Origin of the sequence: Paenarthrobacter sp. PAE-2, from assembly GCF_026013155.1 — a bacterium.
In the GTDB taxonomy this organism is placed as follows: domain Bacteria; phylum Actinomycetota; class Actinomycetes; order Actinomycetales; family Micrococcaceae; genus Arthrobacter; species Arthrobacter ureafaciens.
This window is the reverse complement of the sequence record NZ_JAPDNV010000001.1, coordinates 225,206-249,868: the sequence shown is the minus strand read 5'-3', so window position 1 is coordinate 249,868 and position 24,663 is coordinate 225,206. Positions and strand designations below refer to the sequence as shown.

Annotated in this window: 22 protein-coding genes; 13 read left to right on the top strand and 9 right to left on the bottom strand. The window is 63.9% G+C overall.

Annotation, left to right across the window (positions count from 1 at the left end; translation table 11 throughout):
- Position 1 precedes the first annotated feature (1 nt).
- Positions 2 to 730: an ABC transporter ATP-binding protein gene (locus OCL88_RS00995; RefSeq protein WP_264961281.1), complete on the top strand. Its 729-nt coding sequence runs from the start codon at positions 2 to 4 to the stop codon at positions 728 to 730.
- Complete coding sequence (locus OCL88_RS00990; RefSeq protein WP_264961280.1) at positions 727 to 1,908, top strand: ABC transporter permease; 1,182 nt, start codon at positions 727 to 729, stop codon at positions 1,906 to 1,908. Before OCL88_RS00995 ends, OCL88_RS00990 begins: the two co-directional genes overlap by 4 nt.
- Positions 1,909 to 2,001: 93 nt before the next feature.
- On the opposite strand, the gene OCL88_RS00985 is transcribed toward OCL88_RS00990, so the two are convergent.
- From OCL88_RS00985 to OCL88_RS00970, 4 genes are all read right to left on the bottom strand, one after another.
- Positions 2,002 to 3,099, bottom strand: a complete 1,098-nt coding sequence (locus OCL88_RS00985; RefSeq protein ID WP_264961279.1) for a sugar-binding protein — start codon at positions 3,097 to 3,099, stop codon at positions 2,002 to 2,004.
- A 70-nt stretch (positions 3,100 to 3,169) separates the two neighbouring features.
- Positions 3,170 to 4,438: a multiple monosaccharide ABC transporter permease gene (mmsB, locus tag OCL88_RS00980; protein WP_264961278.1), complete on the bottom strand. Its 1,269-nt coding sequence runs from the start codon at positions 4,436 to 4,438 to the stop codon at positions 3,170 to 3,172.
- A gap of 48 nt (positions 4,439 to 4,486) precedes the next feature.
- On the bottom strand, positions 4,487 to 6,046 hold the full coding sequence (gene mmsA / locus OCL88_RS00975) for a multiple monosaccharide ABC transporter ATP-binding protein (RefSeq protein WP_062095644.1): 1,560 nt from the start codon (positions 6,044 to 6,046) through the stop codon (positions 4,487 to 4,489).
- Positions 6,047 to 6,178: 132 nt separating this feature from the next.
- Positions 6,179 to 7,366, bottom strand: a complete 1,188-nt coding sequence (locus OCL88_RS00970; RefSeq protein WP_264961277.1) for an ROK family transcriptional regulator — start codon at positions 7,364 to 7,366, stop codon at positions 6,179 to 6,181.
- A gap of 230 nt (positions 7,367 to 7,596) precedes the next feature.
- On the opposite strand from OCL88_RS00970, the gene OCL88_RS00965 reads away from it, so the two are divergent.
- Complete coding sequence (locus OCL88_RS00965; RefSeq protein ID WP_264961276.1) at positions 7,597 to 8,433, top strand: nitrilase-related carbon-nitrogen hydrolase; 837 nt, start codon at positions 7,597 to 7,599, stop codon at positions 8,431 to 8,433.
- Between the two features lie 31 nt (positions 8,434 to 8,464).
- Here OCL88_RS00965 and OCL88_RS00960 read toward each other — a convergent pair whose 3' ends face one another.
- Both OCL88_RS00960 and alr read right to left on the bottom strand, forming a co-directional pair.
- Complete coding sequence (locus OCL88_RS00960; RefSeq protein WP_264961275.1) at positions 8,465 to 10,060, bottom strand: PucR family transcriptional regulator; 1,596 nt, start codon at positions 10,058 to 10,060, stop codon at positions 8,465 to 8,467.
- Complete coding sequence (gene alr / locus OCL88_RS00955) at positions 10,050 to 11,282, bottom strand: alanine racemase (protein WP_264961274.1); 1,233 nt, start codon at positions 11,280 to 11,282, stop codon at positions 10,050 to 10,052. The genes OCL88_RS00960 and alr overlap by 11 nt, the downstream gene beginning before the upstream one ends.
- A 195-nt stretch (positions 11,283 to 11,477) precedes the next feature.
- Between alr and OCL88_RS00950 the strand changes: the two genes are divergently transcribed.
- Together OCL88_RS00950 and OCL88_RS00945 are read left to right on the top strand one after the other, a co-directional pair.
- Positions 11,478 to 12,908, top strand: coding sequence for an amino acid permease (locus tag OCL88_RS00950; RefSeq protein ID WP_259363012.1), 1,431 nt, complete (start codon positions 11,478 to 11,480; stop codon positions 12,906 to 12,908).
- A complete protein-coding gene (locus tag OCL88_RS00945; protein ID WP_264961273.1) occupies positions 12,905 to 14,614 on the top strand; it encodes a flavin monoamine oxidase family protein in 1,710 nt (569 codons plus the stop codon). Before OCL88_RS00950 ends, OCL88_RS00945 begins: the two co-directional genes overlap by 4 nt.
- A 12-nt stretch (positions 14,615 to 14,626) precedes the next feature.
- Here OCL88_RS00945 and OCL88_RS00940 read toward each other — a convergent pair whose 3' ends face one another.
- From OCL88_RS00940 to purU, 3 genes are all read right to left on the bottom strand, one after another.
- Positions 14,627 to 15,148, bottom strand: coding sequence for a gamma carbonic anhydrase family protein (locus tag OCL88_RS00940; protein ID WP_264961272.1), 522 nt, complete (start codon positions 15,146 to 15,148; stop codon positions 14,627 to 14,629).
- 83 nt (positions 15,149 to 15,231) lie between these two features.
- A complete protein-coding gene (locus tag OCL88_RS00935) occupies positions 15,232 to 15,891 on the bottom strand; it encodes a class I SAM-dependent methyltransferase (RefSeq protein ID WP_264961271.1) in 660 nt (219 codons plus the stop codon).
- Positions 15,892 to 15,981: 90 nt separating this feature from the next.
- Positions 15,982 to 16,830, bottom strand: a complete 849-nt coding sequence (gene purU / locus OCL88_RS00930) for a formyltetrahydrofolate deformylase (protein ID WP_021474130.1) — start codon at positions 16,828 to 16,830, stop codon at positions 15,982 to 15,984.
- 239 nt (positions 16,831 to 17,069) lie between these two features.
- On the opposite strand from purU, the gene glyA reads away from it, so the two are divergent.
- From glyA to trpS, 8 genes are all read left to right on the top strand, one after another.
- Complete coding sequence (glyA, locus tag OCL88_RS00925) at positions 17,070 to 18,368, top strand: serine hydroxymethyltransferase (protein WP_021474131.1); 1,299 nt, start codon at positions 17,070 to 17,072, stop codon at positions 18,366 to 18,368.
- Positions 18,362 to 19,252, top strand: a complete 891-nt coding sequence (locus tag OCL88_RS00920) for a bifunctional methylenetetrahydrofolate dehydrogenase/methenyltetrahydrofolate cyclohydrolase (RefSeq protein WP_031217089.1) — start codon at positions 18,362 to 18,364, stop codon at positions 19,250 to 19,252. The genes glyA and OCL88_RS00920 overlap by 7 nt, the downstream gene beginning before the upstream one ends.
- A 176-nt stretch (positions 19,253 to 19,428) precedes the next feature.
- Positions 19,429 to 20,358, top strand: a complete 930-nt coding sequence (locus OCL88_RS00915; RefSeq protein WP_264961270.1) for an ABC transporter ATP-binding protein — start codon at positions 19,429 to 19,431, stop codon at positions 20,356 to 20,358.
- Between the two features lie 10 nt (positions 20,359 to 20,368).
- On the top strand, positions 20,369 to 21,223 hold the full coding sequence (locus OCL88_RS00910) for an ABC transporter permease (RefSeq protein WP_264961269.1): 855 nt from the start codon (positions 20,369 to 20,371) through the stop codon (positions 21,221 to 21,223).
- A complete protein-coding gene (locus OCL88_RS00905; protein WP_264961268.1) occupies positions 21,220 to 22,053 on the top strand; it encodes an ABC transporter permease in 834 nt (277 codons plus the stop codon). The genes OCL88_RS00910 and OCL88_RS00905 overlap by 4 nt, the downstream gene beginning before the upstream one ends.
- 65 nt (positions 22,054 to 22,118) lie before the next feature.
- A complete protein-coding gene (locus OCL88_RS00900; RefSeq protein ID WP_069694822.1) occupies positions 22,119 to 22,685 on the top strand; it encodes a hypothetical protein in 567 nt (188 codons plus the stop codon).
- Positions 22,686 to 22,695: 10 nt separating this feature from the next.
- Positions 22,696 to 23,529, top strand: a complete 834-nt coding sequence (locus OCL88_RS00895; protein WP_062095664.1) for an exodeoxyribonuclease III — start codon at positions 22,696 to 22,698, stop codon at positions 23,527 to 23,529.
- A 22-nt stretch (positions 23,530 to 23,551) separates the two neighbouring features.
- The gene (gene trpS / locus OCL88_RS00890; RefSeq protein WP_021474138.1) at positions 23,552 to 24,661 is read left to right on the top strand and encodes a tryptophan--tRNA ligase; all 1,110 of its coding nucleotides are present in this window, start codon (positions 23,552 to 23,554) and stop codon (positions 24,659 to 24,661) included.
- Positions 24,662 to 24,663: the final 2 nt, after the last annotated feature.

Here is a 24,663-nt window from a genome sequence, read left to right as displayed (position 1 = left end):
CATGACGTCGCTAAGCCCGAACGAAACCTTGGTCAGCCTTCGCGCGGTGACACGCTCTGTGACGCTGCCCGACGCCCAGCACTTGCACATCCTCCGAGGCATTGACCTGGAGGTGCTCAGCGGCGACCACACAGCAATCGTTGGAAGGTCCGGCTGCGGCAAATCAACCTTGCTCAATCTCCTCGGTCTCCTGGACGTTCCAACATCCGGCGAGTTGGAGTTCCTTGGGCAGCCTGCGGCGCGGCTCGGCAGTAACGCCCGGGCCCGGTTACGCGGCTCGACGGTCGGTTTTGTGTTTCAGCAGTTCAACCTCTTGCCGGGACGCAGCGCCTTGGACAATGTCATCACGCCGCTGCTCTACGCCAAGGGCAGGGACTTCTGGCGTCGCAGGGAGCTCGCCATGAACATGCTGGACCGGGTTGGTTTGGCCGACCGCGCCAACACTATGCCGAACATGCTCTCCGGTGGTGAACAACAGCGTGTGGCCATTGCACGTGCCCTGGTCCGCGGGCCACGTCTCATCCTCGCGGACGAACCAACCGGCGCTCTCGACGTCGAAACCGGACAATCCGTTATGGCCCTTCTGGATACAGTGGCCACTGAAACTGCCGCCGCCCTTGTCACGATCACACACGACGTTAACGTGGCTGCGCTCGCCCGCGCCTGCTATCGGCTCGATTCCGGTGTCCTGGGTCCTATGAGCCTTGAAGAAGCAGGAGCGCCAGCATGATCGGCTTCGTGTCATCGTTGGTAGAGGCATGGCAGGAACTGCGCATCAACAAAGTGCGCATACTCCTGGCCCTGCTGGGCGTGGCATTGTCCGTTGCTGCCTTGACGTCCGTGGTGGGGGTCGGAAACCTGGCCAGGGAAGGCTACAAAGAGCAATCCGAACGGAACGGCGGCCGGGTGGCTACGTTATCCCTCGGTGTGTACGGGCCCTCCTCTCCGGACCCGGCGACCCTGGAAAAGGCCTATCAGGGCGTCCGGCAACGCTATGGGATCACCACATCCACCCATGTGGGGCGCACGCAGGCCGAGTTCCAGCTTCCACGTGGCGTCACGAAGGTGGACACAACCATCGTGGACGTCGGATATGGCGTAATCCACCGTGTTCCCTTGACGCAAGGAACGTGGTTCGCCTCCGATGACCACCGGCGGTTGGCGCCCGCCGTCGTGGTCTCCGAAGCCTTCTATAACAGGGCTGGCAGGCCCAACCTGTCGAGCAACCCCACGGTTACAATCCCGGGTGATCGTCCGGCAACCGTGGTGATCATCGGCGTCGTTCCCGACGTGTGGCCCGACGCGCCGCCGGCCGCGTTCATTCTCACCGAAGGCGCGGCCATGGCGGGCATGAGGTCAGAGATGTCCGAATTCAAGATCTGGGTGGGGGAGGAGCAGGCTGACGCCCTGACGGCCGCCATCACCGCCGACCTCCTGAGTCAGTTTCCGGGGTTCTCCGCGCAGGCCAGCCGCATGGATTATGCGGCGCACGGGGATCCGCTCGGGCCGGCTCAACTGGTGATCGGCGGCGTCGCAGGACTGGTTCTCCTCCTCGGTGCCGTGGGCATGCTCAACATCTCCATGGTCACCGTGCGCTACAGGGTCCGGGAGATCGGCATACGCCGGAGTTTCGGTGCTACCTCCGGTCGGATCTTCTTCGGGGTCATGATGGAGTCCGTGGTGGCCACTGCCTGCGCCGGTCTGCTGGGGGTCATGGTGGCAGTTGCCGTGGTGAAAAATCCTTGGATCCAGTCGAAGGTGGCGCCGGGCCTGACAGAGTATCCGCCGTTCCCGATCGATGCTGCCCTGCTCGGGTTCGGTGCAGCCGTCCTCGTTGGAGCACTCGCTGGAGCGATTCCTGCACTCGTGGCAGTGCGGGTCAAAGTCATAGATGCGATCCGGTTCTGACCTCTCCAACGGCGGCGAACCCAAAAACTGCAGAGTGCAGCAAAAAGCCCCGGTCCGCCTGTGCTGGCGGGCCGGGGCTCCTTGGTAACGGGACTACTTGGTGATCGGGCCGAGTACCGGATCGTCCACGTAAGCCGTCTTGACGTTCTCAGCGGTGACGATCTGCGGGGGCAGGAGGTACGCCGGAACGGTCTTGACGCCGTTCTTGTACGAATCCTTGTCGTTGATCTCCAGTTCCTTGCCGGCCTGCAGGTCCTTCACCATGGTGATGGCGTGCTCAACCAGCTTGCGGGTGTCCTTGTTGATGGTGGAGTACTGCTCGCCGGCCATGATCGACTTGACGGACTCAACCTCGGAGTCCTGGCCGGTCACAACGGGGAGCGGCTTGCCGGCAGCCTTGACGGAGGTCAGGACTGCGCGGGCCAGGGTGTCGTTCGGGGAGAGAACACCGTCGAGCGAAGCGGAGCCGTAGCTGCCGGTCAGCAGAGTGTCGGCGCGACGCTGGGCGTTTTCAGCCTTCCAACCCTGGGTAACAGCCTGCTCGAAAGCGGTCTGGCCCGAGAGTACCTTGAGGGTGCCGTCGTCGATCTTCGGCTTCAGGACGCTCATGGCGCCGTCGAAGAAGACCTTGGCGTTGGCATCGTCAGGGGAACCGGCAAACAGTTCGATGTTGTACGGTCCGGAGGGCTTCTTGGCCTTCAGACCGTCCAGCAGTGCCTGCCCCTGCAGCTCGCCAACCTTGAAGTTGTCGTAGGCCACGTAGTAGTCCACGTTCTCGGTGTTGAGGAGCAGACGGTCGTAGGCGATGACGGTTGCGCCTGCATCCTTGGCCTGCTTGAGCTGAGTACCCAGCTGGGCGCCGTCGATGGCACCCACAACGATCACCTTGGCACCCTTGGTGACCATGGCGCTGATCTGGTTCTGCTGCTCGGAAACGCCGCCGTTGGCGAACTGAACGTCCGGCTTGAAGCCGGCCTCGGTGAGGCCATCGTTGAACAGCTTCTCCGCGAGGACCCAGTTCTCACTGGTCTTCTGCGGAAGTGCGACGCCGATCAGCGAGTCCTTGGGGAACGCTTCCCCGCCAGCTGTGCTGCTGCTTGAGCCGCTGTCGGAGCGGCCGCAGGCTGTCAGCGCCAGTGCCGCGATGGCAGCGACTGCTGCTGCCTTTCCTGCTTTACCAAACATTCGCATATCTTGGTTCACTTTCTGTTTTGGTGGGGTGGAGCGAGTCTTCCGGGTAATGAAGTTTCGTGTGAGAAGCTCAGGCTTCCTTGGAGATGACTTCCTTGGTGGACGTGGTTTCGTCCGGCTTGATCTCATTGTTGCGTTGGAAGTTCTTCATCAACATGCCGGTGATGGAGCGTTTGCCTTGGGACTTGTTGTAGACGTCGAAGGCAACTGCTGCCAGGAGCACCAGGCCCTTGATGATCTGGGTGAGGTCGGCGCCGACACCCAGCAACTGCAGGCCGTTGTTCAGGACAGCCATGACGAGGCCACCGACGATCGAGCCGATCACGGTACCCACACCGCCGGTCACAGCTGCGCCACCGATGAAGACGGCTGCGATTGCATCGAGTTCCCAGCCGACGCCGTCGAACGGACCCGAAGCGGTGGAGCGGCCGACGAAGATCATGCCTGCGAGACCGGCCAGGACGGACATGTTGAGCATGACCAGGAAGTTGACCTTCTTGGACTGGACGCCGGACAGTTCAGCTGCGTGGCGGTTGCCACCGACGGCGTAGACGTGGCGGCCGATGACGGTCTTGTCCGCAATGAAGCCGTAGATGAGGACCAGGACGGCGAGGATCAGGCCGGGGATGGGGAAGGAGGTGCCGGGGCGGCCGGTTGCGAACAGGTACGTGGCGTAGAGGATGGCACCGCAGATAAGGACCAGCTTGGTGACCTCAACCCACAGTTCGGGAACGTCGGCGCCCAGGGCTTTGCTGGCAGCGCGGGCCCGCAGGGACATGACGACGACGAACGCGGCGGCAACGAGGCCGATCAGGAGGGTCAGGTTGTTGAAGCCTGTGTCCGGACCGATTTCCGGGAGGTAGCCGGAGCCGAGGTACTGGAAGTCGTTGGGAACCGGGATGGTGTTGGACTTGCCGACGAACTGGTTGAAACCACGGAACAGGAGCATGCCTGCAAGCGTCACGATGAAGGCTGGGATGCCTACGTAGGCTGTCCAGAACCCTTGCCAGGCACCGATCAGGGCTCCCAGTGCGAGTCCGAACAGCACGCCCATGTACCAAGGGATTCCCCAGTCACGGATGGCGAGGGCCACGGAAACACCGACGAAGGCGGCCACCGAACCTACCGAAAGGTCGATGTGGCCGGCGATGATCACCAGCACCATGCCGATGGCCAGGATCAGGATGTAGGAGTTGCCGTTGAACAGGTTGATCACGTTGCCGGGGGTCAGCGTGCGGCCCTCGGTAAAGATCTGGAAGAAGATGATGAGTGCCACCAGGGCGAAAATCATGCCGAACTGGCGGGTATTGCCACCAAATAGCTTCTTGAGCGCGTTCATTGTTTTGGTCCTTGAGTCAGGAAGGGGCGTTTCGGGGCGACTGAGAGGTCAGGCTGCGGTCTTGCGGTTGGACGTCATGAGCTTCATCAGGCTTTCCTGGCTGGCTTCGTCCTTATTAAGGACACCTGTGATGGCGCCTTCAAAGATGGTGTAGATCCGGTCGGAGAGGCCCAGGAGCTCGGGGAGCTCCGAGGAAATGACGATTACTCCCTTGCCCTGATCTGCCAGGCGCTGGATGATGCCGTAGATCTCGTACTTGGCGCCGACGTCGATGCCTCGGGTCGGTTCGTCAAGGATTAGCAGATCGGGATCGGTAAACATCCATTTGGCCAGCACTACTTTCTGCTGGTTTCCGCCGGAGAGCTTTGCCACGCCCTCTTCCACGGAGGGAGTCTTGGTCCGAAGGGACTTCCGGTATTCCTCTGCGACCTGGAATTCCTTGCGGGTGTCCACCACTGAGTACTTGCTGATCTTGTCCAGTGCCGCAGCGACGGTGGTGGTCTTGATGTCATCGAGCAGGTTCAGGCCCAGGGACTTGCGGTCTTCGGTCACGTAGCCGAGGCCGGCGTCGATGGCTGCCTTGACCGTGCGGAGGTTGACCCGCTTGCCGTCCTTGTAGACCTCGCCGGAGATGAACTTTCCGTAGGAGTGGCCGAAGAGCGACCGTGCAAGCTCGGTGCGTCCTGCGCCCATCAGACCGGCGAAGCCGACGATCTCGCCGCGGCGTACAAAGAAGTTGGAACCCTTGCAGATGAGCCTGTCCTGGATGATCGGGTGGCCAACCGTCCAGTTCTTGACCTCGAAGAAGACCTCGCCGATCTTCGGTTCGTGGTCCGGGAAGCGGGATTCCAGGGTGCGTCCCACCATGCCCTTGATGATCCGGTCTTCATCCACGCCGTCGCGCTTGACGTTGAGGGTCTCGATGGACTTGCCGTCGCGGATGATCGTGATCTCGTCGGCGATCTGCTCGATCTCGTTGAGCTTGTGGGAAATGATGATGGACGTGATGCCGCGGCCCTTGAGGCCGAGGATCAGGTCCAGCAGGTGCTGCGAATCGGATTCGTTCAGCGCGGCCGTGGGCTCATCGAGGATCAGGAGCTTCACGGACTTGTTCAGTGCCTTGGCGATTTCCACCAGCTGCTGCTTGCCGACGCCGATTTCCTTGATGGGGGTATCCGGGTCTTCGCGCAGGCCTACGCGGGCCAGGAGCTCTACGGAACGACGCCGGGCCTCGGCCCAGTCGATGACGCCCCACTTGGTGGGCTCGTTGCCGAGGAAGATGTTCTCCATGATGGAGAGTTCCGGGATCAGTGCCAGCTCTTGGTGGATGATCACGATGCCGGCGGCTTCGCTTGCCCGGATGTCCTTGAACTGCTGGACTTCGGCTTGGTAAACAATGTCCCCGGTGTAGCTGCCGTAGGGGTAAACACCTGACAGGACCTTCATGAGGGTCGACTTGCCTGCACCGTTTTCTCCACAGATTGCGTGGATCTCACCGGCTTTCACCCGCAGGCTCACGTTCGACAAGGCCTTCACGCCGGGGAATTCCTTCGTGATCGAGCGCATCTCCAAAAGGATGGGATCACCTTGCGTGTCGAGGGTTGTCATCAGCCCTTGCGCCTCCAATGTCTGACTTCGTTGTCGGCCCCGCGGCGGCGGAGCTGTCTGATGAAAAAGTAAACTGTAAACACCATCTTGTCGTCAAGACTTGAACACAAGATGGTGCTAACGATTTGGTTACTAGCCGGTAATGCCGGCGTGTTGGAACACCAATGCGGCTGCGCCCAAGGCCTCTGCGCGCGCGCCGAGCGAGGACATGGCGAGATGCGTCGTCTCCCCGACGACGGGCACCGCGTGGCGTACAAGGCCCCTTCGGATGGGGTCCAGCAACAGGTCCCCGAGGCCGGCGAGGGGGCCGCCCACCACGATGACTTCAGGGTTGATCAGGTTGGAAACGTTGCCCAAGGCGCGCCCCACGGCAAGCCCGGCATCGTCCACCACGCGCTGGGTGGCGGAGTCCCCTGCGAGGCAGTTGCGCACGATGTCCTGGGGCGTCAGGAGGGTGTCCTGCCCCCGGCTCAGCAGCTCGATCATGGTGGTGGTGGACGCTATGGTTTCGAGGCATCCACGGTTCCCGCAGCGGCAGACAAGGCCGTGTTCGTGGATGGTGGCGTGGCCGATTTCTCCGGTGATTCCAACGTTGCCGTAATAAGGTGCTCCGTTCAGGATCAAGCCGGCGCCGATGCCCGAACCGATCTTGAGGAACATCAGGTTGGACACGCCGCTGTGCGGTCCCCAGGTGACCTCGGACAGGGCGCCAAGATTGGCGTCGTTGTCAACAAAGACGGGGCACTGGAGTGCTTCCTCGAGCCTGTGGAGGATGTCGATTCCCACCCATTCGGGGAGGATTGCCCCTTGCGCTACGGTGCCGCTGCGGCGGTCGATGGGCCCAGGGATGCCGGCTCCGGCCCCGACTACCGCACTGGGGTCGATGCTGTTTTCCTCAAGGAGCCTCCCCAGGAGCCGGACAGCTGCGGCGATGCCTTCTTCTGCCTTGTGGCCGAGCGGCAGCTCGATGTATTCCTCGGCGATCACGTGGTAGCCGAGGGAGGCCAGCACCACTCGCAGGTGGCGTCTGCCGAAGTCGATTCCGACGGCGACAGCCCCGTTGCTGTTGAGCCTGACGTTCGTGGCGCGGCGGCCTGAACTGGTGGTCGGCTCTGTGGAGACGAGGCCCGCATCCTGCATGATTTTCACGATGTTGGAAACGGTGGCCGTTGACAGGCCGGTCTGCCGGGAAAGCTCAGCCTGAGTGGATGGCCCGCTCAGGAGGCACTCGATGATCCGCTGCTGGTTCAGGTGGCGAAGTGCGGACTGTGAGCCGGGTTTTCTCGGATGGCTCTTCGTTGAGCGCTGCGTAGCGGGCATGACAAGAAGAGTGCCCCACAAAGAGCCTTGTAGTCAAGAAGTGAACACAACGCGTCAACCTTGAGCGACATACTCCAACGCAGGGACGCCAGTAGGGCCGGGCGATGTGCCCTGCCTGCCAAGCATCCGGGTCCAAATGTCCCAGCCTGCGATGGCCCGGCGCGCCTAGGCTGGAACCAAGTACCCCCGGACCTACCAGCGCCGGGCCCCGGAGAACCAAGGTGGTAACGATGCTGCTCTCAGTCCTGCAGGCCAACGCCTCCGTCCTGGACGTGGACGCAAACCTTCGGACTATTGACGACGCCGCACAGCGGGCAGCGAAGGCCGGGGCTGCGTTATTGCTGACGCCCGAGCTCTTCCCGGTGGGCTATGCGCCGCTCCGGATCCATGCCGGGATGGATCCGGCGACGTTGCCCGGGATCCGGGATCAGCTTGCCCGGATCGCAAGGACTCATGGCATCGGCCTGGTGTACAGCCTCCCGGCATCGGCCAAGGAAGCGCACGACGACGGCGCGGAGCCAGCATCCGCGGAGGGGCGCTGGCATATCTCGGCTACTTTGCTGGACGCCTCCGGGAAAGAAATCCTGACGTACAACAAGGTCCACCTCTTCGGCGAGGAAGAGCGCAAGGCGTTCGTCGGCTCCCAGGAACCCCCCGCCGTCGTGGATTTCAACGGCATCCGCACATCGATGCTGATCTGCTACGACGTCGAGTTCCCGGAAGCCGTGCGCGCGGCAGCGGGCCGCGGTGCGGAACTGCTGCTGGTACCCACGGCATTATCCGCCGGCTTCGACAACGTGCCCCAGGTCCTCATCCGCGCGCGGGCGCTGGAGAGCCAACTGCATGTGGCCTACGCCAACCACTCCGGGCACGAGGACATCTACAACTTCCTTGGCGGAAGCGTCGTAGCCGGTCCCGACGGTTCATTGCTCGCCGCGGCGGGGGAGGGGGCTGCGTTGCTTTTCGCCGAGGTTGGAACGGAAGCTGTCAAAGCGGCCCGTGCCGAGGTCCCTTACTTGAAGGAACGCCGCCCGGACCTCTACGCGACATGGGAAGGCGACCGCTGAAAAGCCCTTGCACAGACTTCCGCGAGGAAATCTAGGTGGTACCCGGCGTCTGCTCCTCCACATACTGCAGGGCGATCCACAGCTCTGCCCGCACCTGCGCAGCGTTGAGGTCCATGTCCAGTAGTTCCGCAATCACGCCGATCTGGCGCCGGACGCTGTTGCGGTGCAGGCCAAGCAGTTTGGCGGACGCGTCCCAGCTTCCGTTTTCGGTGAGCCACCCCCGCAGGACGGACAGCAGCGGATCGCGGCGCTCGGGCTCCAAGGAAAGCAGGGGCCCCAGCAGGCGCTCGGCGAGCACGGTCCCTGCCTCCCGGCCCAGCAGTCCTGTCACGGACCAGTTCACCTCATCGACGCGGGCGCTCACGCCGGTGGACAGCACGCGCGGCCTTAACGAGCCCACGCGCTGGTAGGCCGCCGATAAACCGCCCAGCTCGGTGGGTTCGCCGATCACCAGTCGCCAGCCGAGTTTCTCGACATCTGCCAGCAGGGAATCATCAACACGCAGGCGGGTGATAGCGGCGAATCCGTAGTCCGTGATCTCCACGAGCTTGGTGTCGAACAGGCGACGCCATTGCAGCAGTTCACGCACTGGTCCGTCATCCACGGAACCGTCAACCCTGACGCCCTGGATGACCCGCATCTGGCCTGACCGGGTAGAGGACAGGCTTTGTGCCAAGAGGTCCTTGAGCCCGTTGAGTTGTTTGGTCCCGCCCGAGACCAGCGTTTCCGGGTGAAGCAGCATGGCCGTGGCCAGTTGGCTTGGTGCCAGTGAACCGCTGGTCCGCTGCCGCACCAGCAACTCCAACAACCCCACGGCCGACTGCACCACGTTGTTCTGGGCCGGCGTCAGCGCAACGTCCGAACCCAAGATGAGCGCCCCGAGGTTTGCGTCCTTGGTGCTGCGCAGCGGATGCCCCACCACCAGGGCCGACCCCGGCTGTTCGAACCCGTCCATCTCCACCCGCGGGCCGCTGCCGGACAGCAGCCGTTCCAGCATGGGTGCCAGTAGGGAATGGTCGACGCCGGTGATGCCGCCGGTGCTGTGGCCGCGGGCTCGGACGCGCCCATCCGCGCCGAACAGCACCGCCCACACCGGCACCCGCTGAACCAGGGCGGCGAGGAGTTCGTGCTCGGGCCTGGGGGAGAGGACCGCCCGCATCAGTTGGCGGTTTGTTTCCGCGAGCTGCCGGAAAACCCGTGCATTGTCCGACTCCAACAACTGCGAAAATTCCAGCCCGATCGCGGCGAACGGCAGGGACTCGGGCACTTCGAACAAGGTGAGGTTGTGCGTTCGGCAAGCGTCAAGCAGGACGTCGGGAACGGCGTCGAAATAGGGCCTGATACCGAACCCGAGCGCGGCCACCTTCGCATCGACCAACCTTCGGACATACGCGTCCACTTTGTCCGCCGAGCCGCCCTCGCCCAGGAACGGCAACCCGGAGGTAAGCAGGAACTCGCCCTCGGGCAGGTACGGCGTCGGATCCTCGAGCTCGCTCGGTTCCACCCAGCGCAGCAGCGAGGCGCCGCTGCCGCCGTCGTGAAGCATCTTCAACTCCGGCGGCAGCTGCTCGAGGAACTGCTCAAGCGTGACGAAACTCAGGCGGGCGGCGGCGGGTTCAGGCAACATTGCCCTGCCCGGCGGCGGCCGGCTCCTGGTAGTCCGGGCACTGGTATGCGCTGCTCCGGTAGGCACGCGGCAGCCGCGGCGCGATCCGGTTGATGATTTCATCTCCATGGCTGCCGATCGCGGCACCCCAGTCATCCGCGCTCGCGGCTCCCTCCGCGGGGTCGCCGAACAGGACTGCAGTGTTCCCGACGTCGATTCCCGTGGCATCCGGTCCCAGGTCAACCATGAACTGGTCCATGCAGACTTTGCCGATCACCGGCACCCTCCGCCCTGCGATGTTTACGACGGAACGTCCGCTGATGCCCTTCGGAATGCCGTCCGCGTACCCCAAGGGGATGAGGCCAAGGTAGCGGGGTTCGTAGGTGATGGCTTGGTGTTCGTAGCTGACCCCGGTTCCCGCCGGGACCTTCTTGACCATCACCAAGGGAGCTGTGACGCTGAGGGCCGGGCGGAGTCCGAAGTCAGCCGGATTCAGGTGGTCCGCCGGCGCCAGACCATAGATGGCGAGGCCGGCGCGCACCATGTCGAAGTGGAATTCGGGCCGTTCCAGAATGTTGGCTGAACTGGAAACATGCCTCAGTTCCGGCGTCAGCCCGGCTTCCCGCGCCGCGCTGACGGCGTCCTCGAACCCCGCCACGGCCGCTGCGTTGCCGGGGTGGGCGGGGACGTCTGCCCAGGCCAGGTGCGTCCACACGCCGCGCACGCGCAGTGTCCCTTCCAGTTCGGCCTGGCGTGCCCGCGCCACCAGTGCGGCCCAGTCCTCCTTGCGCGCGCCGCCGCGGCTGAGGCCGCTGTCCAGTTCCAGATGCACGACGGCGGGACGGCCCAAGTCCTTCGCGATGCCTGCCAGCACCTCCAGTTGGTGGACGCTTCCGAGCGAGACATCGATGGAGTTTTCGAGGGCTTCGCGGATGGTGTCGCTCGTCTGTGATGCCAGATACAACCAGGAAAGGATGGGTTCGGTGATACCGGCCTTCCGCAATTCGATGGCTTCCGACAGCTGCGCGGTGCCAAGCCAGTGAGCCCCCGCTTCGATTGCCGTGCGGGCCACTTCCACCAAGCCGTGACCGTACGCATTGCCTTTGACGACGGCCATGAAGAAGGGCGCCTTGGCCCGTTTCTTCAAAGCTTTGACGTTGTCTGAAATAGCAGACAGGTCCACGCTGACCTGGCCGGAAAGAGTCGCCGCGAGGGGCGATAATTGATGTGCATTACGTCTCATGGTGGATCACTATAGGTCATTTTGCACCAGCCTGAGAGTTGGCTCACATGCCAGTCTTGATGAGGGGAAACCGACAACTACTCAGAAGGGACGTCAACGGTGACTGTGCCTGTGAACACCCAAGACCCAACCCCGGCAAGCCTCACCCGGCTTGGCCTCGGCGCCCAATTGCTGCGCCGGAAGCCCATCGCGCAGATGGCCGGGGAAGCCGGAAGCAGCGAAAGCGGCACGCCCCTGGTCCGCAGCTTCGGCGTCCTGCAGCTGACCATGATCAGCGTAGGCGCCACGCTCGGCACCGGCATTTTGGTCATCCTCGGCGAATCCGTCCCGCTGGCCGGTCCGGCCATCTGGATCTCGTTCGTCATTGCAGGCCTCGCGGCATTGCTCTCGGCGGTCTCCTACGCGGAGATGGCCGGGCTGGTGCCCGTCGCCGGTTCCAGCTACTCCTACTCCTACGCCACCATGGGCGAAGGCATGGCCTGGATCTGTGGCTGGTGCCTCGTGCTGGAATATGCCGTGTCCGTGGCGGCGGTCGCCGTCGGTGCAGGACAGTACGTCAACGAGACACTCGCCGCTTTTGGGCAGGTCCTGCCTGACGCGATGAGCCAGCCGCCGGGGGACGGCGGCGTCGTGAACATTCCCGCGATGGTCATCGTGCTCCTGGCCATGGCCCTGCTGGTCCGGGGAGCCCGGGAGAGCGCCTGGATCAACACCGCGATCGTCGCCGTCAAGGTGGGCATCCTGCTGTTCTTCTGCGCCGTTGCCTTCACTGCTTTCAATGCCGGCAACTTCGAACCCCTCCTTCCCATGGGCGCAGCCGGAGTCTCCGCAGCTGCCTCGAGCGTCTTCTTCTCCTACATCGGCTTCGATGCAGCATCCACAGCCGGCGAAGAAGCCCGGAACCCCAAGCGGGACATGCCCCGCGCCATCATGCTCTCCATGGTGATCGTCACCAGCATCTACGTCCTGGTGGCCGTCGCAGCCATCGGAGCCAGGCCCTGGGGATGGTTCGACGGTACAGAAGCTGCGCTGGTGCAGATCCTGCACGAAATCACGGGTCAGCCCTGGATTGCCCTCGTCTTCTCCGTCGGCGCGGTCCTCGCGATCGCCAGCATTGTGCTCACCGTCCTCTACGGCCAGACCCGCATCCTCCTGTCCATGTCCCGCGACGGCATGGTGCCAAAGGTCTTCGGCCGCGTCTCCCGCCGCACCGGCACTCCGGTGACGGGAACGCTGATCGTGGGCGTCGCCGTCGCGCTCGCCGCCGGCCTGGTTCCGCTGGGTGCACTGGCAGACGCCACCAGCATCGGAACCCTCTTCGCGTTCGCCTTGGTCAACGTTGCGGTGATCTACCTGCGCCGCAACCGTCCGGACCTCAAGCGCAGCTTCCGGGTCCCGCTGTACCCGGTTACTCCCGTGCTGGGAACACTCATGTGCGCCTACCTCATGGCCAACCTCGGCGCCGATACGTGGCTCGTTTTCGGTGCCTGGATGCTGGTAGGCATCGCGATCTACTTCGGCTATGGACGCCGGAATTCCAAGGTAGCCGCGCTCAGCGAGCAGGACTACCGTGAACTGACCACCAGGGCCGTGAGCCCGGAAACTGTGAAAGCAGAGAACGCATGACCATCGCCACCGAATTTCCCACAGCCGACGGCGCCGCCGGAGCAGCCGACCGCGCACCCGAAGCGCCCATCACCATGCTGAACCCGGACTTCCCGTTCAGCTACGACCACTACCTCGCCCACCCGGCTGGCCTTGGCTCGGTTCCCGAAGAGCGTTACGGCACCGAGGTAGCCGTCATCGGCGCCGGACTGTCCGGCATTGTCACCGCCTATGAACTGATGAAGCTGGGACTCCGGCCCGTGATCTACGAGGCCGACCAGATCGGCGGCCGCCTCCGGACGGCCAGCTTCCCGTCGGCACCCGGCGTCACGGCCGACCTTGGCGGCATGCGTTTCCCCGTCTCCGGCAAGGCCTTCTACCACTACATAGACCTGCTCGGCCTGGAAACGCAGGAATTCCCCAACCCGTTGGCCCCGGTCACGTCCAGCACTGTGATCGAACTGGCAGGCAAGAAGCACTACGCCGCCACGCCTGATGACCTGCCCGCTTTCTTCCATGAGGTAGCCGACGCCTGGAAAGACGCCATCAAGGATGGTGCCGCCTTCACGGAGATGCAGGAAGCCATCAAGGCCCGCGACACCAAGCGCATCAAGGAACTCTGGAACGAACTCCTGCCCGAACTCGACGAACAGACCTTCTACGGGTTCATCGCCGCGAGCAAGTCCTTCAAAGACGCCGGCTTCGCGCACCGTGAAGCGTTCGGCCAGGTGGGCTTCGGCACGGGAGGCTGGGACACGGACTTCCCCAACTCCATCCTCGAAATCCTCCGCGTCGTGTACACCGACGCCGACGACCAGCACCGGCTTATCCGGGGCGGAGCGCAAAGGCTCCCCGAGGCACTATGGAACCACGCGCCGTCGGACATCAAGCATTGGCCGGCCGGCACCTCGCTGGCGTCCCTGCACTCAGGTTCGCCGCGCGGCGCGGTGGACAACATCCGGCGCGCAGCCAACGGCGACCTGGTGGTCCGGGAAAGCTGGGGCCGCGAGGCGACGTACCCGGCAGTGGTGACGACGTGCCAGTCGTGGCTGCTCTCGACGCGCATCCACACCGAAGAAGCCCTGTTCCCGTCCGAGCTGTGGACTGCCATTGAGCGCTCGCACTACATGCAGTCGTCCAAGACGTTCGTGATGGTGGACCGGCCGTTCTGGAAGGACATCGATCCCGAAACCGGCCGCGAAGTCCTCTCCATGACCCTCACCGACCGCCTCAACCGGGCAACGTACCTGCTCGATGACGGCCCGGACAAGCCCGCGGTCATCCTCCTGTCCTACACATGGAACGACGACGCCCTGAAATGGCTCGCCCTCACCGCAGAAGAGCGCGTCAAGCTCATGCTGCACTCGTTGGAGCAGATCTACCCGGGTGTGGACATCGCCAGCCACATCGTGGGCCAGCCCATCACCGTGTCCTGGGAGGCCGACCCCAACTTCATGGGCGCGTTCAAGGCCAACCTCCCCGGCCACTACCGCTACCAGCAGCGGCTGTTCACGCACTTCAAGCAGGACAAGCTTCCGGAGAGCCAGCGCGGGATCTTCCTTGCCGGGGATGACGTGTCCTTCACCGCCGGATGGGCCGAAGGCGCCGTGACCACGGGCCTGAACGCCGTATGGGGCGTGGTCAACCACTTGGGCGGTTCCTCCGCAGCAGCCAACCCGGGGCCGGGTGAGCTGCTGGACGAGCTCGGGCCAATCAGCCTGGACTAGTTGCGGGGCGTCCTAGGCGCCGTGCATCTGGCGGTGCGCCGCAGCGAGCTCCCTGTAGTGGGCGGCGTTGTGCTTCACGCCTTCGAACTCATCATCGGTCAGTTCGCGACGGACCTTCGCAGGCACCCCGGCAACCAGCGACCGCGGAGGAATGACCGTGCCTTCAAGGACCACGGCGCCGGCAGCCACCAGGGAACCCGTACCGATCACCGCTCCGTTGAGGATGGTGGCACTCATGCCGATGAGGCAGTCGTCTTCCACGGTGCAGCCATGGACCACTGCGCTGTGGCCGACTGACACGCGCTCGCCGACCGTGCAGGGAAAGCCCGGGTCCGCGTGCAGGACCACATTGTCCTGGAGGTTGGAGCCTGCGCCGACGCTGATTGCGGCGGTGTCAGCGCGAACGGAGACGCCGTAGAACGCGCTGGAATCCTCGGCCAGTGTTGCCTTGCCGATGATCGACGCCGTGGGGGCCACAAAGGCCGTTTCATGGATGTCCGGGGTGTCCCCGGCAAAGGTGTAAGAGGGAGCCATGCCTCCCAGCTTAAGTCACGCCCTTCCCCAACTGGGTAGCAGCAGAGCACGTTATGAGGGCTCAGAACGCGCACAAATGCGACCTACTTGGGGGAGGGGGTGCGCAGAACCAGGAACTGGTAGTGCTGGGCCCAGTTGCCTGCGCCGGGCCCGGATTCCTCACCGGTTCCCTCGGGCCACGTTTGGAAATGCTCCACGCTGCCGTGCTCACTGAAGATCCGCTGCAAGGTCTGGTCGCTGCGGCGGCTGAAGAAGCGGCGGGGCTCGTCGAGGTCTTCGGGGTTCAGCACCTCTTCGTCGTCCCCGGACCAGAGCCCGACGCCGATCGGGGCACCTGCCGCTGTGACCCGCACGAGTTCGCGGACGACGTCGTGGATACTGCTGTTCGGCACGTGCAGAAGCGTGCTCATGCTCCATGCCGCATCGAAGGCGCCGTCGGGAAAGGGCAGGCTGCGACCGTTCGCCACGGAACAGTCGAGTCCGTGGGCGCGCGCCACATGGACACTCTCGGGGGATAGGTCGACCCCGGTGTAGTGCAACCCGGCCTGGACAAAAGCCAGTCCTTCTACGCCCGTTCCGCAGCCCAACTCCATCAAGGAGTGCCGGTGTTCACGTTTCAGCAGCCGAACAAACCACTCCCGGGCCGCAACACGGTGCGGCGTCAGGGAGCGGGTATTGCGGAGCGCGGCGTGGCGGTCGTAGTAGGTGGCCAGGTCGGCGTCGGGATCGGGCATGCCCTGCATAGCCCCAGCGTAGATCGCCAAAGTGACTGGCAGTAGGGGTTGTTCTGAGCGCTCAGAACAACCCCTGCTGCCAGTCAGTTGGGAAAGGAGTTAGTTGAACACCACGGTCCGGGTGCCGTCCAGGAGTACCCGGTGTTCGGCGTGCCACTGGACTGCCTGGACCAGGGTACGGCCCTCCACGTCCCGCCCCATCTGGACGAATTGGGCAGCAGTGCGGGCGTGGTCAACACGGATCACTTCCTGCTCGATGATGGGACCCTCGTCCAGGTCTGCGGTGACGTAGTGGGCTGTAGCGCCGATGAGCTTCACCCCGCGGGCATGGGCCTGGTGGTAGGGCTTGGCGCCCTTGAACGACGGAAGGAAGGAGTGGTGGATGTTGATGGCCTTGCCGTTCAACTCCCTGCACAGATCGTTGGAGAGGACCTGCATGTAGCGCGCCAGGACCGTCAGTTCAACATCGTGTTCCTTGATCAGCTTCAGGAGCTCGGCCTCGGCCTGTGGCTTGGTGTCGGCCGTGACAGGGATGTGGTGGAACGGGATGCCGTAGAACTCGGCCAGCGACTCCAGGTCCCGGTGGTTGGACACGATGGCGGGCACCTCGATGGGCAAGGTCCCGGCACGCTGCTGGAAGAGGAGGTCGTTGAGGCAGTGGGCGTCCTTGGAGCACATGATGATGGTCCGGACCTTGCGGCCTACCGGATTGATCTGCCACGTCATCCCGAAGGACTCGGCAACCGGCCGCAGGGCTTCCGCCAGTTCCGCCTGGGGGCTCGACGTCGTAACCTCCACGCGCATGAAGAAGTTGCCGGTGCTGGGGCTTCCGTACTGCTGGGAGTCGGCGATGTTGCAACCGGCCTCAAGGAGGGCGCCGGCAACAGCGTGGACGATGCCGGGACGGTCGGGGCAGGACAGGGTTACAACGAAAGCGGAGTCAGTCACGCGGACAAGCCTACCCGCGGGGCCCTGTTGTATTGTTAACGGGTCGCAACTGGCGTGAGGTGGACAACCACCAGGGAGCGGCAATCACGAAGACCACGGATCGTACGCCTGGGCCGAGGGTCATGTTTTACCGGATGCATGCAGCGTGACCGATGCCTCTTGTCATTGAGGGGACGCGGGAATGCTGCTGCCGGTAGCCTGACCTGTAGCACCTCCCATTCCCTAGCCAGGAGATCTCCGTGACTACCACCACTTCAGCGTCTGTCAGTAACCAGCCGCTCGCCGAACTCGATCCCGAGATCGCAGCAGTCCTCGACCAGGAACTCGGCCGCCAGCGCGGCACCCTGGAAATGATCGCCTCCGAGAACTTCGCGCCGCGCGCAGTCATGGAAGCCCAGGGCTCTGTCCTGACCAACAAGTACGCCGAGGGTTACCCGGGCAAGCGCTACTACGGCGGCTGCGAGTACGTTGACGTTGCCGAGCAGCTCGCCATCGATCGCGTCAAGGCCCTCTTCGGTGCGGAGTACGCCAACGTCCAGCCCCATTCAGGTGCCCAGGCCAATGCCGCCGCACTGTCCGCCATGATCACCCCCGGCGACAAGATCCTCGGCCTTTCCCTGGCACACGGCGGCCACCTGACCCACGGCATGAAGCTCAACTTCTCCGGCAAGCTCTACCAGGTTGCTGCCTACCAGGTGGAAGAAGATACCTTCCGCGTGGACATGGACAAGCTGCGCGAGCAGGCCATCGCCGAGAAGCCGCAGGTCATCATTGCCGGCTGGTCCGCGTACCCCCGCCACCTTGATTTCGCTGCCTTCCGCTCCATCGCGGACGAGGTAGGCGCCCTCCTCTGGACGGACATGGCGCACTTCGCCGGCCTGGTTGCAGCAGGACTGCACCCGAGCCCGGTGCCGCACTCCGACGTCGTCACCTCCACCGTGCACAAGACCCTCGCAGGCCCGCGTTCCGGCGTGATATTGGCGAAGGAACAGTACGGCAAAAAGATCAACTCCAACGTCTTCCCCGGCCAGCAGGGCGGGCCGCTGATGCACGTCATCGCGGCCAAGGCTGTTGCCTTCAAGATCGCCGGCAGCGAGGAATTCAAGGAACGCCAGGAGCGCGTGCTCGAGGGTGCCAAGATCATCGCCGACCGCCTCAACCAGTCCGACGTTGCCGAGGCAGGCGTTTCCGTCCTCACCGGCGGCACCGATGTGCACCTGGTCCTCGTTGACCTGCGGAACTCCCAGTTGGACGGCCAGCAGGCCGAAGACCTCCTGCACTCCGTGGGCATCACCGTGAACCGCAATGCCGTTCCGTTCGATCCCCGCCCGCCGATGGTCACCTCCGGTCTTCGCATCGGTACGCCCGCACTGGCTACCCGCGGATTCGGCGCCGCGGAGTTCACCGAGGTTGCCGACATCATCGCCACCGCGCTCGTAAAGGGCGCCACGGGCAGCGTTGATGCAGAAGCCCTGCAGGCACGCGTGGACAAGCTCGCCGCCGACTTCCCGCTCTACCCGCAGCACGAGCAGTGGTGAACGCAGCACAGATCCTTGACGGCAAGGCAACCGCCGCGGCCATCAAGGCAGAACTGACCGAACGGGTTGCCGTCCTCGCGTCCAAGGGCATCGTTCCGGGCCTGGGCACCATCCTGGTGGGCTCGGATCCGGGCAGCACCTGGTACGTCGGCGGTAAGCACAAGGACTGCGCCGAGGTGGGCATCCAGTCCATCCGCCGGGACCTTCCCGAGGACATCACCCAGGACGAGCTGCTCAAAGTTGTCCGCGAGCTCAACGAGAATCCGGAGTGCACCGGGTACATCGTCCAGCTCCCGCTGCCCAAGCACATCGACCAGGACGTCATCCTGGAGGCCATGGATCCGGACAAGGACGCCGACGGCCTGCACCCCATGAACCTTGGCCGCCTGGTGGCCAACGTGAGCGGCGAGATGAAGTCCCCGCTGCCCTGCACGCCCAAGGGCTGCGTGGAGTTGATGCGCCGGCACGGCATCGAGCTCAACGGCAAGCGTGTCCTGGTGGTCGGCCGTGGTGTGACCATTGGCCGTCCCGTAGGCCTCCTGCTGACCCGCAAGGATGTCAACGCCACGGTGATCCTGGCCCACACCGGGACGGTGGATCTGCCTGCGGAACTGAAGCAGGCCGACGTCGTGATTGCTGCTGCCGGCGTGCCGCACATGATCAAGGCTGAGGACCTCAAGCCGGGCGCCGTGGTGCTCGATGTCGGCGTCAGCCGCGTGGAGGACGGCAACGGCAAGGCTGTTGTCACCGGAGACGTGGACCCGGCTGCGGCGGACGTCGCCGCATGGCTGTCCCCGAACCCCGGCGGCGTGGGTCCGATGACCCGTGCCATGTTGCTGGCCAACGTGGTGGAGAGCGCCGAACGCCAAGCCGGACTGGCGTAGCCGAAACCAAGCGCAGCAAGGCGCCTGCTCCCTGTGGAGTGGGCGCCTTGTTCGTTAAAGAGAATTTGATCCCACGATTTGCGGAACATCTCTTTCACATATTCCCCGGCGCTACTAGTCTGCTGAGGGTGCACAATGAAGCCACGCGTCCTGCGCCGTCGCAGGCCCGTCCAGACATGAATCCGCCAACAGTCATCAGCGCCCGCAACCTCACCAAGACCTACGGTGAGCTGATTGCCGTGGACAACATCTCCTTTGATGTGCCCGCGGGGGAGTCCTTCGGCCTGCTGGGCCCCAACGGTGCAGGCAAGTCCACCACCATGAAGATGATCGGCGGGGTCTCGCAGCGGACTTCCGGCGCGCTGGACATCGTGGGCCTGGACCCGGAGACACACGGCCCGGAGGTCCGGGCGCACCTGGGCGTGGTTCCGCAACAGGACAACCTTGACGAAGAGCTGAAGGTCCGCGAGAACCTGATCGTTTACGGGCGGTACTTCGGACTCCCGCTCAGCTACCTCAGGCCCAAAGCCGATGAGCTCCTGGAGTTCGCCCAGCTGACGGACAAAGCCAACTCCAAGGTGGATGCGCTGTCCGGCGGGATGAAGCGCAGGCTCACCATCGCGCGTTCGCTCATCAACGAACCGCGCATCCTGCTGCTGGATGAGCCCACCACAGGACTCGACCCGCAAGCGCGCCACATCCTGTGGGACCGGCTGTTCCGGCTCAAGGAAAGCGGCGTCACCCTGATCCTCACCACCCATTACATGGACGAGGCCGAACAGTTGTGCGATCGGCTGATCGTTGTGGACAAGGGGCGGATCATGGCCGAAGGGTCCCCGGCAACCCTCATCCGCGAACATTCCTCCCGCGAAGTACTCGAGCTCAGGTTCGGGTCCGAGCGCAACGGGACAATCGGCGTCGAGCTTGAAGGCATCGGCGACCGGCTGGAAACGCTGCCGGACCGCGTGCTCATCTACACCCACGACGGCGAGGCCGCGCTGGAGCAGGTGTCGGCACGGGGGCTGCGCCCGTTGACATCGCTGGTACGCCGCTCGTCCCTGGAGGACGTGTTCCTTCGGCTGACGGGCCGGAGCCTCGTTGACTAGCGGGGACGGGATGACGGGAAGCAAACCAACGACGCCGGTCCCTCCGCTGCGGGCTCACCCGCCTGCCGTCTCGGCGGCCAGGGCGCGGAAGTGGGGTTCGTTCTTCTACGCCGAACAGGTGCTCCGCGTCATGCGGAACTATGGCTGGTCAGTTGTCTTGTACAGCGTGGGGCAACCCGTGGCCTATCTCTTCGCGATGGGTGTTGGCTTGGCCAGCCTGGTGGATGCCAACAGCCATTCCGTGTTCGGCGGCGTCAGCTACCTGCAGTTCGTGGCGCCGGCGCTCCTGGTGTCAGCCGCTGTGATGACGGCGTCCGGGGAGTTCTCCTACCCGATCATGGATGGCTTCAAGTGGCGGCGGGTCTTTTTCGGCCCGCATGCCTCTCCGCTGGTCCCGGAGCAGATCGCCACGGGCCACATCATGGCCAGCAGCCTCAGGTTCCTGCTGCAATCGGTGGTGTACTTTGCCGTGGTTGCGATGTTCGGCGCATCCCCGGGAGCGTGGGGGTGGGTGTCGGCACTGGTAGCCACACTTGCCGCGTTGTCGTTCGGACTCCCGCTGATGGCCTATGCCGCCAGCATCACGCAGGACAAGGGGCAGTTCGCCCTGGTGCAGAGGTTCATCGTCATGCCGCTGTTCCTCTTCTCCGGAACGTTCTTCCCGCTGGATACCTTGCCCTTGGCAGTACGGTGGATCGGCTGGATTTCCCCGGTATGGCACGGGACGGAACTGGGGCGCGTCTTCACCTATGGCATGGAGGAAAATCCCTTGCTGACACTCGTGCACGTTCTGTACCTCCTGGCCACGGCGACGGCGGGCTTCATCCTGACCCGGCGCCGCTTCGTCAAAAGGATGGGCTCATGAGCATCCTAACCGGCGGGCACAGCGCTACGGACCTCGCCCGCGAACGCAAGTTCGGGCCCCTGTATTCGCGCAACGCCAAGGCCGTTGTGGCAAGGGGACTCATGGCCGCGAAGTCCAGCACCTGGTTGGTCCTGCTCTCCGGATTCTTCGAACCCGTCCTGTTCCTGCTGGCCATGGGAGTGGGGATGGGGTCGATCGTCGGCACGGTCGAGGGCCCCGGCGGTACGGAAATCAGCTATGCGGCCTACATTGCCCCGGCGCTCCTGGCGGTCTCGGCCATGAACGGAGCGATCTACGATTCCACGTGGAACGTGTTCTTCAAGATGAACTTCGCCAAGCTGTACCAGGGCATGCTCTACACTTCCCTCGGCCCGCTGGATGTTGCCATGGGCGAGATTTTCCTGGCTTTGCTGCGCGGACTCCTCTACGCCACGGGCTTCACCGCGGTCATGGGCGTCATGGGACTGCTGACTACGTGGTGGGCGATCCTGGTGATCCCGGCGTCGGTACTGATTGCGTTCGGCTTCGCGAGCTTCGGCATGGGGATCACCAGCTTCATGAAGACCTTCCAGCAGATGGACTGGATCAACTTCTTCCTCCTGCCCATGTTCCTCTTCAGCGCCACGTTCTACCCGTTGAGCGTCTACCCGCAGCCCATCCAGTGGTTTATCCAGGCCATGCCCTTATGGCACGGGGTTGAGCTGCTGCGCCAGATCAGCGCGGGAGCCTTCAGCCCGGCCACGGCCATCCATGTGGCGTACTACCTGGTGATGATCGTCCTGGGCATCATGCTCACCACGGGACGGCTGCGCCAACTGTTCCTCAAATAACCGTGAATGTTCGCCGTGCGTGGAAGGCGGCGCAGGCACCTCCGGGTATTTGAGACAATTGCACCATGCAATCTCTCGGTGACCCCCACCCAACCACGTCCGCATCCGCCCGGGGACCCTTCAAGGGCTTCCGCATAGGCGGCCTGGGAATGACCGTCGTCATCATCGCCTTCCTGGTGGCAGTGCTTTTCGCGGCCAACCAGAATGACGTCGTGGGCTGGGTCGTTGCCGTGGTCTCCTTTGGATGGCTGGCGCTCGCAACATTCGTGGTCTTCAGCATCCAGCGCGCCGCGAAGCGCGCCGGGGCCAAGCTGACTGAGGCCCAGAATGCGTTCGCCGCGGCAACCGGCCGCGCGCCGTCGTCGTCCGTTGCAGACAACGGCGGCACCCGGGTGGTGGCTGAACGCTCGCAGGCCGATGATGTCCGCGACTTGAAGCTGGACCACTCGTTCAAGATTGTCCAGGTGCAGGTCCGGGTAGTGGAAGAGGAGCGCGCCAAGGGTGCTGCCGCGAACCAGGACACCATCAACCGCGCACTCGAAACCATCGCCATTACGTCCACCAATGCACGGGACATGATCAAGTCCTCCGGAGACTCGGACGAACCGGTGGCCGGAACCATCATCGACTAGAGTAGAGCGCGTGAGTACGGCATTGAAGAAGGATTTCCTTCGCATCGCATCGGTCAACGTCAATGGCCTCAGGGCTGCCTACAAAAAGGGCATGGCGGAGTGGCTGGAGCCGCGCGACGTGGACATCCTTTGCTTGCAGGAAGTCCGTGCTCCTGACCAGATCGTCAATTCGTTGATCGGTGAAGGCTGGCACATCCTGCACGCGGAAGCCGAGGCCAAGGGCCGGGCGGGCGTCGCCATCGCTTCCCGCCAGGAGCCCACAGCCACGCGCGTCGGCAACGGCGATGAGTACTTCGACCAATCCGGGCGATGGGTCGAAGCGGACTTCCTCCTGACAAATGCCGCCGGTCAAGCCACCACGCTCACGGCCGTCAGCGCCTACGTGCATTCCGGTGAGGCCGGAACGCCCAAGCAGGATGACAAGTACCGCTTCCTGGACGCAATGACCACCCGCCTGCCCGAGCTGGCAAAGCACAGCGATCACGCGCTGGTTGTCGGTGACCTCAACGTCGGCCACACCGAGCTGGACATCAAGAACTGGAAGGGCAACGTCAAGCGTGCCGGCTTCCTCCCGGAGGAACGGGCCTACTTTGACCGCTTCTTCGGTGAAGAGATCGGATGGAGGGATGTTCACAGGGGCCTGGCAGGAGATGTCGCCGGCCCCTACACGTGGTGGTCCCAGCGCGGAAAAGCCTTTGACACTGACACAGGCTGGCGCATCGACTACCACCTGGCTACCCCGGCCCTCGCTGCAGCCGCTTTCTCGGCAGTAGTGGACCGGGCACCCTCGTGGGACACCCGCTTCTCTGACCACGCACCGCTGGTTGTTGACTACCGGCTCTAAGCTTGACGAAAGTTCCTACCCCATGACTACTGCTGAAACAGACGCTGCCGTCCTCCCGGCCGGCAGCCCCGCAAACCCCGCCCAGCCTGCCACAGGCGCCAAGCACCGCGTCCTTTCCGGCATGCAGCCTTCGGCCGATTCGCTGCACCTCGGCAACTACTTGGGCGCGCTGGTCAACTGGGTCCGGATGCAGGATGAGTACGACGCCGTCTTCTTCATTCCGGACCTCCACGCCATCACGGTCCCGCAGGACCCCGCAGAGCTTGCGCACCGCACCCGCGTCACCGCTGCCCAGTACATCGCCGGGGGAGTGGACGTGGAGAAATGCACCCTCTTTGTCCAGTCGCAGGTTCCCGAACACGCCCAGCTCGCCTGGGTGCTGAACTGCATCACCGGTATGGGCGAGGCCGGCCGGATGACGCAGTTCAAGGACAAGGCACAGAAGCAGGGCTCTGACCACGCGAGCGTCGGCCTGTTCACCTACCCCATCCTCCAGGCCGCCGACATCCTCTTGTACCAACCGCACGGCGTTCCGGTGGGCGAAGACCAGCGGCAGCACGTAGAGCTCAGCCGTGACCTGGCCAACCGCTTCAACAGCCGGTTCGGCCTGACTTTCCAGGTGCCCGAGGCCTTCATCCAGAAAGAATCGGCCAAGATCTACGATCTCCAGAACCCCACCGCCAAGATGTCCAAGTCGGCCGAGTCGCCTGCCGGGCTCATCAACCTCCTGGATGACCCCAAGACCGTGGCCAAGCGGATCAAGTCCGCGGTGACGGACGCCGAGACCGAGATCCGCTATGACCGGGAGAACAAGCCGGGCGTTTCCAACCTCCTGACCATCTACTCAGCCATCAGCGGTACCCCGGTGGAGAAGATCGTGGCGGACTACCAGGGCAAGATGTACGGGCACCTGAAGGTGGACCTCGCGGAACTGGTTTCCGGCCACCTGGCTCCCATTCGCGAACGCGCCAACGAGCTCCTGGCCGATCCTGCCGAGCTTGACCGCCTGCTGGCCCACGGGGCGGACAAGGCACGCGAGATCGCCTCGGTCACCCTGGCAGATGTCTACTCCAAGGTCGGATTCCTCCCGTACCGCGGCACCGCAAACCTCAGCGAGCAGGGAGTCCGCTAAGT

What these genes read in the sequence shown, in the direction of transcription:
- OCL88_RS00995 (WP_264961281.1), top strand. Translation starts at nt 2, where the DNA reads ATGACGTCGCTAAGCCCGAACGAAACCTTGGTCAGCCTTCGCGCGGTG.
- OCL88_RS00950 (WP_259363012.1), top strand. Translation starts at nt 11,478, where the DNA reads ATGGCCGGGGAAGCCGGAAGCAGCGAAAGCGGCACGCCCCTGGTCCGC.
- mmsB (WP_264961278.1), bottom strand. Translation starts at nt 4,438, where the DNA reads ATGAACGCGCTCAAGAAGCTATTTGGTGGCAATACCCGCCAGTTCGGC.
- OCL88_RS00960 (WP_264961275.1), bottom strand. Translation starts at nt 10,060, where the DNA reads ATGTTGCCTGAACCCGCCGCCGCCCGCCTGAGTTTCGTCACGCTTGAG.
- OCL88_RS00985 (WP_264961279.1), bottom strand. Translation starts at nt 3,099, where the DNA reads ATGCGAATGTTTGGTAAAGCAGGAAAGGCAGCAGCAGTCGCTGCCATC.
- OCL88_RS00915 (WP_264961270.1), top strand. Translation starts at nt 19,429, where the DNA reads ATGAATCCGCCAACAGTCATCAGCGCCCGCAACCTCACCAAGACCTAC.
- OCL88_RS00940 (WP_264961272.1), bottom strand. Translation starts at nt 15,148, where the DNA reads ATGGCTCCCTCTTACACCTTTGCCGGGGACACCCCGGACATCCATGAA.
- OCL88_RS00970 (WP_264961277.1), bottom strand. Translation starts at nt 7,366, where the DNA reads ATGCCCGCTACGCAGCGCTCAACGAAGAGCCATCCGAGAAAACCCGGC.
- OCL88_RS00945 (WP_264961273.1), top strand. Translation starts at nt 12,905, where the DNA reads ATGACCATCGCCACCGAATTTCCCACAGCCGACGGCGCCGCCGGAGCA.
- OCL88_RS00990 (WP_264961280.1), top strand. Translation starts at nt 727, where the DNA reads ATGATCGGCTTCGTGTCATCGTTGGTAGAGGCATGGCAGGAACTGCGC.
- OCL88_RS00905 (WP_264961268.1), top strand. Translation starts at nt 21,220, where the DNA reads ATGAGCATCCTAACCGGCGGGCACAGCGCTACGGACCTCGCCCGCGAA.
- OCL88_RS00965 (WP_264961276.1), top strand. Translation starts at nt 7,597, where the DNA reads ATGCTGCTCTCAGTCCTGCAGGCCAACGCCTCCGTCCTGGACGTGGAC.
- OCL88_RS00935 (WP_264961271.1), bottom strand. Translation starts at nt 15,891, where the DNA reads ATGCAGGGCATGCCCGATCCCGACGCCGACCTGGCCACCTACTACGAC.
- OCL88_RS00900 (WP_069694822.1), top strand. Translation starts at nt 22,119, where the DNA reads ATGCAATCTCTCGGTGACCCCCACCCAACCACGTCCGCATCCGCCCGG.
- trpS (WP_021474138.1), top strand. Translation starts at nt 23,552, where the DNA reads ATGACTACTGCTGAAACAGACGCTGCCGTCCTCCCGGCCGGCAGCCCC.
- mmsA (WP_062095644.1), bottom strand. Translation starts at nt 6,046, where the DNA reads ATGACAACCCTCGACACGCAAGGTGATCCCATCCTTTTGGAGATGCGC.
- OCL88_RS00910 (WP_264961269.1), top strand. Translation starts at nt 20,369, where the DNA reads ATGACGGGAAGCAAACCAACGACGCCGGTCCCTCCGCTGCGGGCTCAC.
- alr (WP_264961274.1), bottom strand. Translation starts at nt 11,282, where the DNA reads ATGAGACGTAATGCACATCAATTATCGCCCCTCGCGGCGACTCTTTCC.